This window comes from bacterium (assembly GCA_016708025.1).
In the GTDB taxonomy this organism is placed as follows: domain Bacteria; phylum Zixibacteria; class MSB-5A5; order GN15; family FEB-12; genus FEB-12.
In genome coordinates this window covers 1,106,770-1,123,990 of record JADJGQ010000002.1, presented here as the reverse complement: position 1 = coordinate 1,123,990, position 17,221 = coordinate 1,106,770, and the positions used below count along the sequence as shown (strand labels likewise).

General features: G+C 54.4%; 11 protein-coding genes and 1 pseudogene. 5 read left to right on the top strand and 7 right to left on the bottom strand.

What is annotated here, in order from left to right; translation table 11 throughout:
- Positions 1 to 22: 22 nt before the first annotated feature.
- Together rpsF and IPH75_11010 are read right to left on the bottom strand one after the other, a co-directional pair.
- Entirely contained in the window at positions 23 to 550 is a 528-nt protein-coding gene (rpsF, locus tag IPH75_11015) for a 30S ribosomal protein S6 (GenBank protein ID MBK7142599.1), read from the bottom strand.
- Positions 551 to 601: 51 nt separating this feature from the next.
- Positions 602 to 1,261 carry an aminoacyl-tRNA hydrolase gene (locus IPH75_11010; GenBank protein ID MBK7142598.1) on the bottom strand — a complete coding sequence of 220 codons (660 nt, stop codon included), beginning with the start codon at positions 1,259 to 1,261 and terminating at the stop codon, positions 602 to 604.
- A gap of 334 nt (positions 1,262 to 1,595) precedes the next feature.
- Between IPH75_11010 and IPH75_11005 the strand changes: the two genes are divergently transcribed.
- Positions 1,596 to 5,309: a hypothetical protein gene (locus IPH75_11005; protein ID MBK7142597.1), complete on the top strand. Its 3,714-nt coding sequence runs from the start codon at positions 1,596 to 1,598 to the stop codon at positions 5,307 to 5,309.
- 87 nt (positions 5,310 to 5,396) lie between these two features.
- On the opposite strand, the gene IPH75_11000 is transcribed toward IPH75_11005, so the two are convergent.
- From IPH75_11000 to IPH75_10990, 3 genes are all read right to left on the bottom strand, one after another.
- Positions 5,397 to 5,909, bottom strand: a complete 513-nt coding sequence (locus IPH75_11000; GenBank protein MBK7142596.1) for a GNAT family N-acetyltransferase — start codon at positions 5,907 to 5,909, stop codon at positions 5,397 to 5,399.
- Positions 5,910 to 5,954: 45 nt separating this feature from the next.
- Positions 5,955 to 6,542, bottom strand: a complete 588-nt coding sequence (locus IPH75_10995) for a hypothetical protein (GenBank protein MBK7142595.1) — start codon at positions 6,540 to 6,542, stop codon at positions 5,955 to 5,957.
- A 157-nt stretch (positions 6,543 to 6,699) separates the two neighbouring features.
- Positions 6,700 to 8,871 (bottom strand): S46 family peptidase, encoded by a 2,172-nt coding sequence (locus IPH75_10990; protein MBK7142594.1) that lies wholly within the window; start codon positions 8,869 to 8,871, stop codon positions 6,700 to 6,702.
- 137 nt (positions 8,872 to 9,008) lie between these two features.
- Here IPH75_10990 and IPH75_10985 point away from each other — a divergent pair, with 137 nt between their 5' ends.
- From IPH75_10985 to IPH75_10975, 3 genes are all read left to right on the top strand, one after another.
- The gene (locus IPH75_10985) at positions 9,009 to 9,662 is read left to right on the top strand and encodes a hypothetical protein (protein MBK7142593.1); all 654 of its coding nucleotides are present in this window, start codon (positions 9,009 to 9,011) and stop codon (positions 9,660 to 9,662) included.
- 522 nt (positions 9,663 to 10,184) lie between these two features.
- The gene (locus tag IPH75_10980; protein ID MBK7142592.1) at positions 10,185 to 10,598 is read left to right on the top strand and encodes a hypothetical protein; all 414 of its coding nucleotides are present in this window, start codon (positions 10,185 to 10,187) and stop codon (positions 10,596 to 10,598) included.
- Positions 10,599 to 10,645: 47 nt separating this feature from the next.
- Positions 10,646 to 11,419, top strand: a complete 774-nt coding sequence (locus tag IPH75_10975) for a hypothetical protein (protein MBK7142591.1) — start codon at positions 10,646 to 10,648, stop codon at positions 11,417 to 11,419.
- A gap of 282 nt (positions 11,420 to 11,701) precedes the next feature.
- On the opposite strand, the gene IPH75_10970 is transcribed toward IPH75_10975, so the two are convergent.
- Both IPH75_10970 and mazG read right to left on the bottom strand, forming a co-directional pair.
- Entirely contained in the window at positions 11,702 to 12,904 is a 1,203-nt protein-coding gene (locus IPH75_10970) for a hypothetical protein (protein MBK7142590.1), read from the bottom strand.
- A 399-nt stretch (positions 12,905 to 13,303) separates the two neighbouring features.
- Complete coding sequence (mazG, locus tag IPH75_10965; protein ID MBK7142589.1) at positions 13,304 to 14,098, bottom strand: nucleoside triphosphate pyrophosphohydrolase; 795 nt, start codon at positions 14,096 to 14,098, stop codon at positions 13,304 to 13,306.
- Positions 14,099 to 14,279: 181 nt separating this feature from the next.
- Here mazG and IPH75_10960 point away from each other — a divergent pair.
- Positions 14,280 to 16,954, top strand: a pseudogene (locus IPH75_10960) (valine--tRNA ligase).
- The last annotated feature ends 267 nt before the right edge of the window (positions 16,955 to 17,221 follow it).

The window sequence follows — 17,221 nt, the reverse complement described above, 5'->3', positions numbered from 1 at the left end:
ATTGCTCCCGGATGGTTCTCGCTTAGGATTCGCTGGGACCGGTAGCCGGTGCCGGACGATCGGCCGGACCGGAGTCGCCGCGCGGAGCGGGACGTGGGCCGCGATCATTGCGTTCGTAACGGTCACCGCGATCATACCGGTCTCGCCGTCCGCCGCGGAATCGTCCGCCACGGTCGTCATCGCGGTCACCGCCGCCACGGCGATCATCGCGTTCTTCGAACGCGGAGGCAAAGGCATCGCGAGCCGCCTTGTTCGCTTCCGGGTCGCCTTCGTACAGGATCGTCAGGTAGCGAAGATACGCGTCTTCGATCTTGTAGAGGCGTTCCAGTTCGGGAAGCAAGCTGGTGGAGCCTTCGAAAATGATGCTGGCATAGTACCCCTGGATAAGTCCCCCGACAGGGAACATCATCCGGCGAGTACCCATGCGGTCTTCGCGGACGATCTTGCCGCCATGGTTCGTGATCAGCTCTGTGACTGTCTGAACCTGACGGTCGATCGACGCATCATCGGTTTGGGGATTGACAATGAAGGTGGTCTCGTAAAGTCGCACGAGTAATCCTCCCTTTGGACGTTGGTTAAGGTTTAACGGCTTTGCGATGGATTACAGATTTTCCGGCAAAGCAGGGTTCACATTATATTTTGACATCGTCTGGTCGAGACGATGTGCGATGGCAAAGAGCACGGCTTCCGTGGCGTGGAGAATCATCTTATCCACGACCGGACGCTCCTCCGGTTCAAACGGAGAAAGGACAAAGTCGACAATATCCGCTTCATTGTCAACAGGTTTTGGCTGAACCGGGGCAGACGGGGACGTCTGCCGCCCAAGCTCAGACGGGGCCATCTGAGGAGTGACCTTGCCGATTCCCATGCGGATCCGCGGAAACGCTTGTGTGCCAAGCTCTTCCATAATCGAAGTGAGGCCGTTGTGCCCTCCGGCAGAGCCTTTCCCCCGGATCCGGACCGTCCCGAGCGGGATGGCGAAGTCATCAACAATGACCAGCATCTGGCTGGGTGTCAGCTCGTTCTCTTCGAGCAGTCGGGCGGCGGCCAGGCCGGAGAGGTTCATGAAAGTGCGGGGTTTGGCGAGGATGATCTTCCTCTCCCCTTCCTCGAAGGTCGCCCAGTCGAACTCTTTGACGCGGGGTTGTTGGGTGGCTTTGTTCTTTCCAATAAGTGAGTCGACGACGTCAAAGCCGACGTTGTGGCGGGTGTGATGGTACTTCTTCCCGATATTGCCGAGTCCGATTATGAGCGAGATCATGGGAGAGGGAAGGTAGCATCTCTCTGTCGCAAATGCAAGTCAGTCGACTGTATGGGTGCTTGACGGAGCGACCGAAATTGCAGACCTTAGTAAAAATGTAGTACGAAGGTCATTTTAGGGAGAAGAGTGACTACCTGTCCGGCTGACATCGCCACCCCCGTCTCACCAGTTCCTTGGTCTCGCACTGGAGCGCCTGACAATCAACGTGATTCGAGCGCAGACCGGTTCCTTGTTGCGTCGGCATTCACGCTTCCAGGTCTCTTCCGAAATACGACCGCTGTTGTAACCACCTTGATCGGAGGGCCGATTGCAAATCGCTAACGCGGAGGGTTTCATGTCTCGGTTCGCACTCACAACCTGCGTAGCAGGATTCATCGCCTGTCTTGTCTGTAGTTCTATCGTCGCGGGGACGGTGGACGACGGCTGGACGGAATTGCACAAATTGAATACCGGGGTCGCCAAAGAGTTGTTTGTCGAGGCGATCAAGGAAAACCCGAAGGATGAATCGGCGAAGCGTGGGCTGATGTTGGCATCATCTCTTGATCTCGACCATGCCGGAGCCGTCAAAGCGATCAAGCTGATGGGGTCCGCTCCCGGAGATCCGTACCTTCCTGCGGTTTTCGAATGGTGGGCCGCACTGGAACAGGAGTGGACCGATCACATAGAAGTGAAACGCAAGATCATTTCTCTCATCGCCAAATCTCCGCTCGGCGGACATCAGTATATGGCGGAACAGATGATCGAGTCGACTGACCTCGAGACGGCCTTTAAAGCCACCCCGCGTAAACGGAACGATGGTTTTATCGGCGGCTGGGCGATCGGACCGTTCGATAATAAATCGAATATTGCGTTCTTCCGTGACCTGCCGATTGAAAAGCAACCACTGGATACCTCGGTAACGGTCAGCGGAGCAATGGGAGCGAACGCCGGCTGGTGCTGGCTCGATCCCTCAAACGATGGTCATCTCGACCCAACGTTCCCGTTCAGCAATGCTCTTTCGAACGTTTACGTAACCAAACTGTTCTTTGAGATGCCAAATGACGCCGAGATTCTGATCCTCCCCGGAGGGATTTACTCCAGTCGCGTCCGACTCGACGGTACTTTGATCCAGACCGACCCAACTCACCGGAATGCCTACATCCGAAACGGCTTCCGTACCAGCGTCAAGCGTGGCCTCCATGAACTGACCTTCTCGCTCGGCAACAACGAATTGGCCGCTAACATGCGACTGAGTATCCGGAAAGCCGACTATTCTCCGGTAAACGGGTTGAAATGGCTGCGATTTGCGAACGTGGCCGTCGACTCGACAGTCCAGGCGACGCAATTCCATCCGCTGTTTGATATGTTTGATTCTTTGACGGCCAACTCTACGTCGACGGAAAAGCGCTTCTGGCGCGGGGTTCTTCAGTTGTACAACGGCTACGTCAACGAAGCCGTAACCGAGTACGAAGCCCGATTGGCAGCCGGGGAACTGTCGCCGCTTGAGACTTACCTCCTGGTTGTCATGCTCCAGACACAGGAGAATGACGCACGACTCAATGAAGTGCTCGGGATGATCGCCCATGGAACGAACTGCCCCGCCGTCGCTCACCTCTGGATTCAGCGTTCTGTCGGCACACCCGCTGAGCAGGTTGACGCAATGGCCAAACTTGGGCAACAGTATCCCGATCGAATTGAGATTGAAGCATTCGCCGCAGTCGGCATGCTTTTGACTGGTGATGTTCAGGCATATAAGCAGGCACTTGACGCGCTGGTAATGAAATACCCGGCCTCGGCTATGCCCGCTCTGCTGCTGATGCAGTTCAACGAATCGATCAGCCAGGACATTGTCTCTGCGCTGAAGGAATACGAAACATATAGTCGAAAGACATTGAAGGGAACACAGTATCTCGTCACAGCCCCACAGTATTACATGACAATGCAAAAATACGCAGAGGCGATCGCCGGGGCGCGAGAAATGCTGAAAGCCTCGCCAACTGCTTCGCTGGCCTATGATTTGATGGTAGATGCCGCCATGGCCGCACACACCCCGGCGGAGGTCCTGCCGGATCTGCTGGCCGTCGCCAAGCGCTGTCCATATCGCATCATCCTGTACGATCAACTTCATCGGATATATCGCCAGATGGGAGATGAAGCAAAGGCACGGGAAGCCTTGTTGAAGATCCACGCCATCAAATCTTCAGCCCCAACCCCATACATGAGTCTTGCGGAGTTGCGTAACAACACTACTCTGGACAGTCTGTTCGGGACTCTCAATGTCGATTCCCTCTGGCAAGACAATCCCACCTCCGAACAACTGGGCGGGAAAAACTCCTGGATGTTGCTCGACCGGACGCAAAAGCTGGTTTATGCAAATGGGCCGATTTGCCGCGAAGTACATACGGTCAGGGTCCTGGAGGACCTTGAAGCGGTGCAGTCTTTCCAGGAGGTCGAGAACCCGGTCGATGAATCCAGTACTTTCGAGACATTGCTGAGCGCACGGCGTCTCCGCAAAGGACAGCCGCCCCTTAACGGCGAAAAGAACAACGGGAATATTCTCTTCAAGGATCTTCGTGCCGGGGACGCCATAGAACTTCGCTATCGCCAGTGGTTCAACAATCGCGGCGACCTCTGGAATGAATTCTCGGACAATTACGAATGTAATTTTAGCCTCTATCAGCGACACTGGGAGTACGCCATCCTGACCGATCGAACCGACCTGGTGACCCGTTCCCTCCCCCCGGCGCCGGAAGCGGTCGTCACCGAACATTGCGGTTTCACTCGCCTCTCCTGGTCGGCGGACCATGCCGAAGCATATCATCTTGGCCTCGCCAAGCTCCCTCCACGCGGTGATTTGGTCGGACGAGTGGTCGTCTCATCCATCCCCAATTGGCAGAAACTGAATGGGTGGTACTACTCGGTCAGTGAAGCGGTCCTCGATGATAATCCTCGGGCAAAAGAAAAAGCGCGAGAATTGACCGCCGGACTGACCAGCCCGCGCGAGAAAGCACGTGCCCTTTATCGCTTTGTGTCGCTCGAAATTCCCTACCAGACGATCAGTTTCAACTACGATGCTTCGATTCCGCAGAAGCCGGACGAAGTGCTGGTGCGTCGTTGGGGCGATTGCAAAGACAAGGCACATCTCTTTATTGCAATGGCGCGCGAGGCAGGCATCGATGCCTGGCCGGTGCTGGTGCTGACCTCCAGCGATCAGACCACTCTGCCGCTCCCCCAATTCGATTTCGACCATTTGATCGCCGCCTGCGCATTGGATGGTGACACTCAATATGTCGACCTGACCGCCACCTACTATCCGTTTGAGCGGACCGTCACCAGCAGCATTGCCGACCAGCCCTGCTTGCCGGTCAGCGCTTCGACCAAGGCGGAGCTTCAGCGCATGCCTCCCCTCAGGTCGGAAGAAATTCGTTTGGTCGACACCATGGAAGTCTGGTTGACCGACCAGCCACAATCACGCTTTGAACTACGCTTGCATTATGAAGACCAGAGTGCCGGCTACCGCCGGGGTACGGTATACGGATGGACCCGGGAATCCGCGCGCGAGAAGCTGCAAACCTCCGCATCCAACGCCTGGAAATCAGCGGTCCTCCTTGATTCCGTGGTTCAGGATTCGGCACACACCATTGACAGCATCTACAACGAACGGTGGTGGGGAAACATCACCCTGACTCAGCAACAAGTCAGCAATATGACGTTACTCACGTTGCCGTCATGGTCACCATACAGCGATGGACTGTTCACCAGTCTCTATTGGAATGGAGTGCGGAAATTCCCCGTGTCGCTGCGATGGGAAGCGCGTAACACCAACTGGGGATTCAAAATTCATGTTCCGGTTTCGATGGGCGAGCCGAAAATGGGGGATCCGATCACCATCACCGGTGAGAACTGGAGTTTTGATCATAAGTCGACCTGGGACAAGAAGAATCGTGTGCTGACGGTTGGATTTGCATTACAAATTAAACCAGGCGAAGTGGATGTAGCGACGTTTGCTGCATTCGCGCGCAAAGTAAAAGAAGCGTTTGACCGCCCGGTGATCTTCAGCGGGAATTAGGCGGGCGAGCAAGCCGACAAAGAGGGACCGCCAGGTAATGGCCGTCCCTCTTCGTTTATCATACCGATTGGCTGCTGCTCTCCCCCCTTACAGCCAGAGCATCATCTCTTCGTGGTCGATGTAGCGGCCATCGGGGAGTTTGTAGCCGTGCAATATCAGTCCGCTGGTGAAAAAGCCAAGTGACGTGTACAGCGTGCGGGCGGAAGTTTGGGGTAATGCGACGACCAGAGTGAGCATCTCCAGTCCGGACATCGTGCGGGATTCTTCGATCATCGCCTGCATCAACTGCTTGCTTATCCCCTTCCCTCTCCCCTCCGGGCGGACATAGACCGACCAGATCCATCCGCGGTGACGCTCTTTGATTGAGTCCTCGCGGCGGAAAGCGACAGTCCCGATCAAGCGTTCTCCCTCGAATGCGGCCAGGACGAATTTCTCAGGATAGGATTCAGAGGGGGACATCCAGTCGACAAATTTGTCTTCCGGCATTGCAGCGACCTCATCGGGGGTCTGGCCGAATGCCTCGGGATGAGCCGTGCACATTTCGATGCGCAGTTCACGGAAGGCGTGCGCATCATTAACAGTTAGCTTGCGGATCAACATGCCCACAATCTAATACGACGAACCAGTGGCGGCAAGTCCCGAGCGCTATTCCATCGGAACCGGTACTCGCCGCTCGAAAGACGAGGTCGCCAGCGACCGATAGTTGCTGTGCTGCACACAGATAGTGTCAGTGATCGGTGAGGTCAAGTCGACCGTCCCTTCAAGCATCGGTTCGCCGGAAGGAAGATTTGTCTCCTCGATCCGGATCGTGTACAGACCGGGTGGAACCTGTCTCACTTCATAAACCAGATCATACAGGCAGAGGCAGCGGCACGGTTGGGTTCCCTCGAACTTCTCCTGCTCGGTGATCCGAATCATACCTTCGCTGACAACCGCAGAAACGGAGTTACCACTGATACAGCAGTTCATCACGGCATTCACATGGGTGAGACGCAGGACATGATGTTTGTCGTACGACAGATAGATGCAATCCGGAGTGGCAGTGTAGCGGGCTTCACGGTCGCTCACCGTCTGGCGACAGCCAGATGATTGCACCATCACCGCTGTCGGAGTGGTGACAGATTGCTGCATTTGCGGAGATTCGTGACTGCAGGACAGGATGAGCAGGAGCACCAGCGTTGATCTGACCAGCAGACTGGTGCCGGTCGCGGATATCGACACTTGGTATCGCATATGATATCCCTCCAATGGCAATGATGCCGACACTCTAATAACGACTACTGTGTCTATTTTGTTCCCGAAGGATGAGTATCTCTGCCGCGTTGCTGCCCAGACAAAAAAGGGGTGGTCGCGAATCACGACCACCCCAGGGTATCGTTGCCGGATGCGATCAGGAAGCGGTCTGGACTCCCAATTCGCGCATCAGGTTATCGTAGTGATAGACCTTATCGATCAAATACAGAATGTACCGGACATCGACCACGATAGTCCGGGTTACCGATGGCGCAAAAAGATAGTCCGAGGCGACTCCTTCCCAGTTACCATCGAAAGCCACGCCGATCAATTTCCCCTCGCCGTTGATGACCGGTGAGCCGGAATTGCCGCCGGTGATATCGTTGGTGGTCAGGAAATCGACGGGGACATCATTGATCACCGGATCGAGCCATCGTCCGGGATTTTTCTGCGCATAGGCGGCGCTCAGTTCTTTCGGGACAGTGAATGGATCCATGGACGATTCTTTTTCCATCACGCCGCCAAGCCCGGTGGCATAGCGATAGGTGATGGCATCGCGCGGCGTGTATCCCTTGACCTGGCCATAGCTGAGGCGCATGGTGCCGTTGGCGTCGGGGTACATCTTGGCCTGCTTCCATTCGGCGAACGCATGGATAAGTTTCGGAGCAAGCCGTGTTTCGGCACCGGCAAATTGTTTGCCGCGGTCGCGCAGTTCATCCTGCTCGGTCTTGAGCGCTTTGGCGAGATTGATGAATGGGTCATTCAGTTTTTCAAGTTCGGCTCGCGACATGTTGAACATCTTGACCCGTTCATCGAGTGAGCCGACCGCCGACTTGGCATACAGCTCTTCGACCATCGTATTGAGGTATTCATTCCGCTGCGGGATATCCACCTCGGCAACCAGCTTCTCGAAGGCATCGATCTTCTGGTCGGGTGGAAGCTGCAAGGCGCGGGTCAGGAAATATTTCAGGATCTCTTTGTCGACCGATGGGATCAGATTGGTCTGGGCATTTTTGAGTCGTTCAAGCGCATTGGCCATATCCCGCTGTTGGTAACCGCGTTCGCGTTCGAGGTCCGGTTTTTCGCGTTCCAGAGACCAGCGATAGATCGAGTTGGCCAACCTGAGGTAGTCGCATCCCCAACTGAGATAGGAGAGGACATTGTCATGTTGCTGGCGGACTTTTTTCGCCTGGTAGAGTGAATCCAGTTCCGGAAGGACCTTGCCGTATTTCTTGAGCAGAGCCGGATTGGCTTTCAGCCACTCCATCAACTGCTGTTCCTCTGCCCGCTTGCGTTCAAGGATCTGCCCCTTCTTGAATCCCTCCATGGTGCCGTAACTGTTCTTGAGTGTGTTGTTGAGGCCCTGGAGATCGGAGGCAAGGCGAAGTGCGACAGCGGAGTCGCGACGCCCGGCCTGCATCATGATGTTGATCTCATCCTCGAAGGTCGTGATCGTGTTTGGATAGCCATATTCGATCTGGTTGGCGAGATCATACGAGCTGATATATCGTTCGGTGGAGCCGGGGAAGCCGAGGGTCATGGCGAAGTCTCCCTCGCGAATGCCGTTTGGCTCAATATGGAGATAGACTTTCGGCTTGTAGGGGACATTTCCAGCGGCAAAATCCGCCGACTTGCCATCAGGCGCGACATAGGCGCGAAGGAAAGAGAAATCGCCGGTGTGACGCGGCCACATCCAGTTGTCGATATCACCGCCAAAGTTACCGATGGCTTCGGCAGGGACATAGACAATGCGGATATCCCGCAGTTCAAATTGCGTGTAGAGCATGTACTGCTTGCCGCCGAACATCCGAGCGACTTTCGCTTTGACATCGCGTCCGGACTCGGTATCACGCACGATCTTTTTGATATTGAGGTCGATCACTTTGTAGCGATCGATATCCGGCATCTTGTCGCTCACCCCTTTGAGGACCTTGGTCGTGACATCCTCCATACCAAGAGTGATGTAGGCCTTGTATCCGATTGCGGGGATCTCTTGTTCGCGGGTAGCGGCGTAGAAACCGTCGCGAAGGTAGTTGTTCTCGATCGTCGACTGTTCCTGCACGGCGCCAAATGCGACATGGTGATTGGTCAGCATGAGGCCATCGGGCGAAACAAATGATCCGGTCGCTCCGAGTTGCACGACAGCATCGGCCAACCCGCCACCGGCGGGATTGTAAATATCGGTTGGTTGCAGTTTAAGACCGTACGCTTTGAGCGTATCGAGCGGGAGCTGGTCGAGGCTGTAAAGCGGCCACATCCCTTCATCGGCGAGGGCGGTTGCGGTGATCAAACTGATGAGTGAGAAAAAGACAAGAATGGTACGTCGCATAGGGATCTCTCCTTTGGTAACCTCCCAAAGAAGGAGCGAATTGTCTTGTTTTGCAAGGATTATCTGGACGAAGAAGGAGACGTTGAGGAGAATATTGAAAATCTTGCGGCGGGGCGAGAGAATCTGTATACTGGAGTATGTATTCCGGCAAGAACGTTGTATTGGTTGTGGGGCTGATCGTGCTGATCGGCGTGGGAGCGGCATTGTCTATCTGGAAGGCGAAGACCGAAGAAGGGAACCGTCGGGCGGCGGCGGAGATGACGGCCAAATGGCAGGCGCAGATCGATTCGCTGAATTTGGTCGTGGACAGCATGAGGAGAGAAGCGGTTCCATTCGACAGTAGCGGCACCGCTAAATTCATTAAGAGATTACTAAACGGGCATGATGTTCTTCGCCAGCAGATAGTCCGTATGGCCTGGACAGCGCAAGCAAATTCTGGATTGGACACAGTCAGTTTTTTGATACGGCAGTTGGGAGATTCTACCTTTTATTCCTATTACGGTCATTATGATGACCCTCCTACATGGTGGATCGCTCCAGAGGAGCTTGGCATGAAAGGGTTGCCGGCTATCCGACCGTTGATAGCGCACCTTGACTCAGTGAAGGGATTTGAGTTGAAGCAGACACTGTATGCTTTGTTGCTTGCCTCCCAACACAAAACGACTAAGGCCATCACCAAGGGTGACTTGCCAGTAGATCGAGCTGGTGGAGGCGACAATAGAGAGTCGGTCGCGGCGTGGAAGTTGGGCAAAACGATGGGGATTCAACTGATATTCTTACGCCCCTGCTGACTTATGAGTTTACTTTAAAAGCTCTTCCCTCCCATTGCAGAATATTGGCTGGCAGCCACTCTGTGATCCAGACAGTCATCCATTGACAACCTTCGCGGACATTTGTATCATGGAAGAAAGACTCCACGTGTCGTCACTTTCAATCCGGGCGGTTGTATGCAGTGGCCTTTGTTCTGTTTTCGACTTCTTTCCTGCGTGATTTTCTCTCTCTGTCTGAACTTCAATGGAGCCGTCCAGGCTCAAGCGCCATTGGTAGACAGTCTCATTTCACTTTCATCTCTCGACCTTGCTCATTTGAGTTTGGCAGCCTCCCGCCCACTTCAAGATGATCATGTATCGGACTATGTCGATGACTATCTCAGACCGTTGGCGAAGAGCGGTCATGATTCCAGAATGGTCTCCGGTTTCACCTCTCTGACAATAGGAACCGGTATCCTTATAATAGGCGCCAGTGCCTTTTCAGACGAAGCGCGAAAACGAAGTGGCCCTCAAAGCGGAGCGATCTTAGTAGGGAGCGGGACAATGCTCACCGTCCTTGGATTCCATGACCTGTTTTTCCGTAGCAAAGCAGAGAAGGAATACGCCAGCATTTCGAAGATCGAAGATCCGGAGTCACGCAACTATGAGACGAGCAGGTCGCTTGAGGTGATGGCTCACGACGCCCGCAAAGCGAGGCTGAGAAACGGCATCGCCTTCGCAATTCTCGGCGGTGTACAACTGGCCATCGCCGGGGGCCAGAGTAAAGAGAATGATGGCACACAGGTCTTTCTGGCTGGAAGCAGTTTTGCCGTCAGTCTGATCTGTCTTGTGGTCAAATCGAGTGCGGAACGGACGTACGACCGCTTCTCCCGCGAGCATGGTGATTCTTTCACTCTCGCAGTGGGACCGAGTTTTTGGAATGGGACGCCCGGCCTGAGAGCCTGCTTTTCATTCTAAGTACAACGCAATTGGGCAAGTCCGCTCTGTGTGGACACGGGAGTAGTATGTATCGACACATTCATCAGCTTGTTTCATTTCTGGTATTCATTTTGGTGTCGAGCTTCTGCCCGGTCTTTGATTGTCTGGCGCAATCTACGGGTGCTGACTCTGTGCGACCTGCGCCACTGATAGATCATTCCAAGATCAAGTATTTCGAAGAGGTCGTGCCGGACAGTAATAGCGTGAACGAGAAGTACCTGAAGCCGCTGGCGAAAATGAAGCAGCAGGACAGGACCCTAAACGGAGTTATCGGAGTGGTCGGCGGTGCGGTGTTGATCATGCGCGGTGTAGAGGTAAGCAGCGAAGATAAACAATATCGGAAATCGGGTGAAGCCGGCATGATCTATCTGGGAAGCGGGGCGATCTGCGCGCTCTTGGGAGTACATGAGCTCACGAAGCTTTCCAAAGCTGAGAAAGAGTATCTGCGGATCTCGCAGGTCAGGGATTCATCGGCTCGCGATTCCATGGCGGCTGTGTCGCTTGAGCAGATGGCGGGTAATGGCCGCAGGGTCCGGTTGGCCATGGGGACGACATTTGCGGTGCTGGGAGTGCTGCAGTTGACCGCGTTTGATGGGGATGGTGATGAAGACAAGCGGTCGACCTCTCAAGCGCTGGCCGGAGTCGATTTTGCCGCCGCTGTTTTCTGCCTGGTACTGCGGAGCGACGAAGAGCGGGTATACAACAAGTACCTGAGGCATGCCACCGGCGCGGTAGCAGTTTACGGGGGGCCTTATTTCGGGCGAAACGGCGCGGGCTTGATGGTCTCAGTTTCTTTCTAGACGGTTCTCAATTTCAGGTTGTGGGTCAGTTAGCTCGGCTACGCCCTCACCCGCCCCTTCGGGGCACCCTCTCCCGCAAGGAGAGGGGAAATCTCTCTGTCATTGTCTGGCGATCTTATAGAAGGACAAGGTATTCCCTTCTCCCTTGGGGAGAAGGTGGCGCGGAGCGCCGGATGAGGGCTGGAGTCTTCATTCCGTTCCCACGGTCCCGAAGTCAGTCACCGACATAAAAAAAGCCCGGTCTTTGCAGACCGGGCTTTTGTGTTCGATATGATCTAACGTTTAGAACATTTCGTACAGGAGGGAGACCTGGAAGTTCAGGTCGTCCTGATCGGTGGAACCGCTGATGAAATTGAAACCGTCGAGCAGGATCTCGGGATCCATGTAGGTGTCAATGTGCAGGCGGTTGAAGTTGAGGCCAACGCCGAAGTAGGTTTCATTCATGATGGAACCATACTTGTAGTTGTCTTCCCACTTGTAGCCACCCCAGTCAGAGGTTGCGCCAGCGCGGACGTCCATCCAATTGAAGACTTCGCCTTCGACGCCGAGGCGCCAGTACGGCATAGAAGTCCAGGATTCGGTCTCGTCTTCCTGTCCTTCCATCTCGTACTTGATCTTATCCTGCCAGAAACCGAAATCGAGAACGGCGAGGACATTGGTGACCGGCGTGTAGTTCATGCCGACGCCGAGTTCGAGGGAGGTCAATTTCTCCTTGTAGTCGGAGTTGGCTTCGTAGTCGCCAGTGAACTTCTCACCACGGCTGCCGGTAGCGAGCATCGCGTGCGGCACGATCGTGACGGTATTGTTCATCTTGTGGAAATAGCGGCCGAGAACGGCGATGTCGGTGTAGCCGTCAGCTTCGGACTGCTCTTCACCATCGGCATCCTTATCGGTCCAGGAGCCCATGGCGAAGTGGAGCGCCACATCCCAGTTACCGGCATCCGGGGTCACGCCCAGGCTGATGGTGTACTGAGTGAAGGCTTCTTCGGTCTGGTCATCGGTCTCTTCGGACTTGTAGGAGGCGTGGTTGTAGCCAAGGCCAAAACCAAAGTTGAACGTTCCGAGTTTGCGACCATAAAGCAGGTCGAACGAACGGCCATTGCCGTTGGTGACATACTGCTGCTTGGCCGGCGCGACGGACGGCACGCCATAGTAAAGGTAGCTCATGTTACCGAGCGAGTTGCCGGAGTAACCCTGCGGATAGTATTCACCATTGGAGGAGAAATAGGTACCGAGGACCCACGGGTTCTCTTCGCCGAATTTCCAGTTCACGCCGACATTGTACATGTCGTCATAATTCCAGTTGGCTTCGGCAGAGGCGATGTTCGGGTAGTTGTTCACGCGGGACGGATAAAGCCACTGGTTGGCATCGTCGAGCATGATGTGATTGTTCTGTCCCATAACCACGGTGCGGGTCTCAGTCGCCATGGCGCTGACACCGATCATGGTCACAAAAGCTAGAGCGAAAATGATCGCTTTCTTCATACACAAAATCCTTATGCTGAATGGTGTTGAGTAAAGTTCATAATAACGTTACAGGGGTTTCTCGGTACTGCGCACACTGCGCAGCGGTTTTCATAAGAGAAACGTCCTGCAGAAAGTTATGCCATACTTAATCCTCCTCACAGCCGGCCGTCTCCGGTCGCCGTGTGCTCGTTGGAATCAGTCCACGATGTGTCAGATCTATATGGAAGACTGTTCTGTTCTCTCGCGTTAGGTCTGGTTTCGAAGATCCTCTTCGTACTCGTTTGGACGCCAATGTTAGCGTATGCCCGATTTTAACACAACAAAAAAGCGTACAGTTTCAGGAAAATTTCCTGTGGAGTGCGGAATCAGGAAAAAAATTCCACTTATCCACACACCAAAATGTTATCTCATAGCGGTTCAATCGGATTCGTGGTGCAATTTCACCGCTTGCCACCGTTGTTCAAGCTCCTGTAACGAAAAATCGGAGAAGTTGTTGCCGTCGGTCCTGATCTTTCGCTCCATCGCATCAAACCGCGTGCGAAACTTGATGAGTGCGGTGCGGAGTGCGGATTCCGGCTCGATATCCAGTTTGCGTGCGAGTGAGGCTACGGCAAAGAGGAGATCGCCGATCTCATTCGCGACGCGCTCTTTGCTTCGAACAGGCGCATCCAATTCTGCGCGAAGTTCCCCCAGTTCTTCCTCGATCTTCCCCATCACTTCTTCAGGTTTCTTCCAATCAAATCCAACTCCGCCTGCTTTTTCTCCGATGCGGAATGCGAGCGTGAGCGCAGGCATGGCCATCGGGATCCCGCCAAGCACCGATTCTTTTTCGCCGGATTTGGTTTTGTTTTGCTCCCACATATCGCGAACCTGCTGGGGATTCAGATCTTTTCGCTCGCCGAAAACGTGCGGATGGCGGTTGACTAGTTTGGTGACAACATCGGAGAGAGCATCGTGAATGGTAAACTCTCCCCTTTCGGCGGCAAGCTGGGCATGGAAAACCAGTTGCACGGCGAGATCACCCAGCTCTTCGCGGAGGGCAGGGTACTGCTTTTGTTCGATGGCGTCGATAACTTCGTAGGACTCTTCGACCAGGTAAGGGATGAGTGATTCATGGGTCTGTTTGCGGTCCCAGTTGCATCCTTCGGGAGAGCGAAGAATGGCCATCAATTTGACGAGGCGCTCGAACGGGGTGAGCGAGGGGTCCTCTATCTGTGCCAGTAGCTTGGGGATAGACACAATGAACCGATCCTTGTTCTAGTAGGTTGCCGGAATCTGACCGGCAGGCGAACCGGGTATGGCGACTTGACATACAGTCTAAATCGCGCTATAGTAGGCGCTTATCACAATCGGCCAGCAGATCAGACCGGCCAATATAACGCAGTGAAAGAGCATGAGCAACAGCAACGACGGTAAAGAAAAGAAGTCTTCGGCCTACAATCCGGCTGAAGTGGAAGATAGAATTTACGCCGCATGGCTGGCGAATCACTATTTCCACGGTGACCCGAATTCAACCAAGCCATCCTATTCGGTGGTGATCCCACCGCCCAATGTGACGGATGTCCTGCATATCGGGCATGGCCTGAATAATACCATTCAGGATATTCTGGTGCGACGTCACCGCATGGCCGGATTCGAAGCTGAGTGGCTTCCGGGCGCGGATCATGCCGGGATCGCCACGCAGGTGATAGTCGAAAAGCAATTGGTGAAAGAAGGCTCCACTCGCCGTGAACTGGGTCGCGACAAGTTTGTCGAGCGGACCCGCGGCTGGGCCTATCGCAATAAAGATATCATCCTCTCGCAGTTGCGGAAGATGGGATGCTCCTGCGATTGGGAACGGACTCGCTTTACGCTCGACGACGGCCTCTCCACTGCCGTGGCGACCGTCTTCAAGCATCTCTATGACAAAGGCTGGATCTATCGCGGCCACCGGATCGTGAACTGGTGCCCGTCGTGTAAGACGTCGTTGTCGGATGATGAGGTCGAGCATAAGGATTTTGATTCTTCGCTCTGGTATATCAGATACAAAATAAAAGGGTCGGATGAGTACCTGACAGTGGCGACCACCCGTCCCGAGACGATGCTCGGTGATACTGCGCTGGCCGTTTCACCGAAAGATCCGCGCTACAAAAAGTATGTCGGGAAGACCGTGATCCTCCCGATCATCGAGCGCGAAATTCCGATCGTGGCAGATTCGTATGTTGATCCGGAGTTCGGTACCGGTGTGGTCAAAGTTACCCCGGCGCACGACCCGAACGACTTTGAGATCGGCAAGCGGCATGACCTTCAGGAATTGAATATCCTCAACACTGATGGAACGCTCAACGAAAACGCCGACCGATACAAAGGGCTGGATCGTTTTGACGGCCGCAAGCGACTCGTCGAGGATCTGAATAAGCGCGGCTTCCTGGAGAAGACCGAGAAGTACAATCTTTCGGCCGGAACCTGCTATCGATGCCACAATATCATTGAGCCCTATCTGTCGGATCAATGGTTCGTGAAGATGGATGAACTGGCCGGGCCGGCGATCGAGGCGGTCAAGTCAGGCAAGCTGAGATTCCACCCCGACTATTGGTCAAAGACCTATTTGCATTGGATGGAGAATATCCGCGACTGGTGTATCTCGCGTCAGTTGTGGTGGGGACATCGCATCCCGGTCTGGTATGCGCCGGATGGGACGATGTTTGTCTCGGTCAATCGTCCGACCAAAGAGGAAGCCAACGGGCATGACCCCGAGACATTGGTGCAGGATACCGATGTGCTCGATACCTGGTTTTCGTCCTGGCTCTGGCCGTTCTCGACATTCGGCTGGCCGGAGAAGACGCCGGAGCTGGATAAGTTCTATCCGACCAAAGTGCTGGTGACCGCCTCGGAGATCATTTTCCTCTGGGTGGCGCGCATGGTGATGGCCGGATATGAGTTTAAGGGTGAGTCGCCATTTACGGATGTGTATATACACGGCACGGTCCGCGATGCCAACGGCATTAAGATGTCGAAATCGCTCGGCAACGGGATCGACCCGCTTGAGGTGATCGACAAGTACGGCGCGGATTCGCTCCGCATCTCCCTCATGCTGGCGACGCCTGATGGTCAGGACCCCTGGCTTGGGCGGAACGCGTTCGAGACCGGGCGGAATTTCGTGAACAAGGTCTACCAGGTGTCGCGGTTTGTGATGATGCGTCTCGATGGACGCCCGCCGGTGCTGGAGACGGTCAATCGCGATGACTTAATGATATTTGATAAGTGGATACTGTCGCGTCTCGAGACGACAGTTGAGGCAGTAGACAAAGCGTTTGCGGAGTATCGTCTCAATGCCGCGGCCAAAACGCTCTACAATTTCGTCTGGGATGATTATTGCTCCTGGTATGTGGAGCTGATCAAGCCAGATCAGCCGGGTGTGCCGATTCGCGAGGGTTCGCTGAATGTCGCGACCTATGTGCTGAATCAGATACTCAAGCTGCTGCATCCGTTCGTGCCGTTTGTCACCGAAGAGATCTACCTGCAGTTGATCGAGGGGGACAGCTCCAAGGCGAAAACGCTGACATTTGGCCCTGGCCGAAAGCCGAAGGAACCTATCGGGATGAAAATCTCGAGGGGTTGTTGCGCCAGATCCAGGAAGTGGTGATCGCGGTACGATCGGTCCGTTCGGAGTTGAATGTCCCGCCGGGGAAAAAGTCGGATCTGTATATTCGAGTGAGTGAGCCGGCATTCGGCAAACTGCTGGAGAATCATATCGAATATTTCCGGTCGTTGGCGCGGGTAGAGAATTTAGTGGTCGGGACCGATGTCAAAAAGCCGCCGTTGTCTGCCTCGGCGGTGATATCCGGCGCGGAGATATTTGTGCCGTTGTCAGGACTGATCGATCTGGATGCGGAAAAGAGCCGTTTGCAGAAAGATCTCGATTCGCTGAAAGATGCGCATGAAAAGCTCTCCAAGAAGCTGGCGAATGCGGACTTTTTGGCGAATGCGCCGAAAGAGATCATCGAGAAGGAAAAGGCGAAGAAGGAAGATTACCAGGAGCGGATATTCAAGCTCAACCGGAATCTGGAGCAGATTCTGGGGTGGTGATTTTTCTGAGAGGATAGATAAGCGGCGGTGTCAGAGGATGCCGCCGTTTTTTTTGTGTGGAAGGTATATGGAATTGGGCTTCGACTCCGCTCAGCCCGAGAGGTTCGGAAAGTTGTAGGTCGGTGTTGAGGGCGGATTGTAAAGGATTATCTATATTCACAATGCAGGATGCAGCCCGAAACCCGACACTCTTTGAATCGTACAAAAGAAGGATGTCGGGTTTCACGCTCGGGACGGCGGTTGTAATGATCTATCGCGATTGTGAAT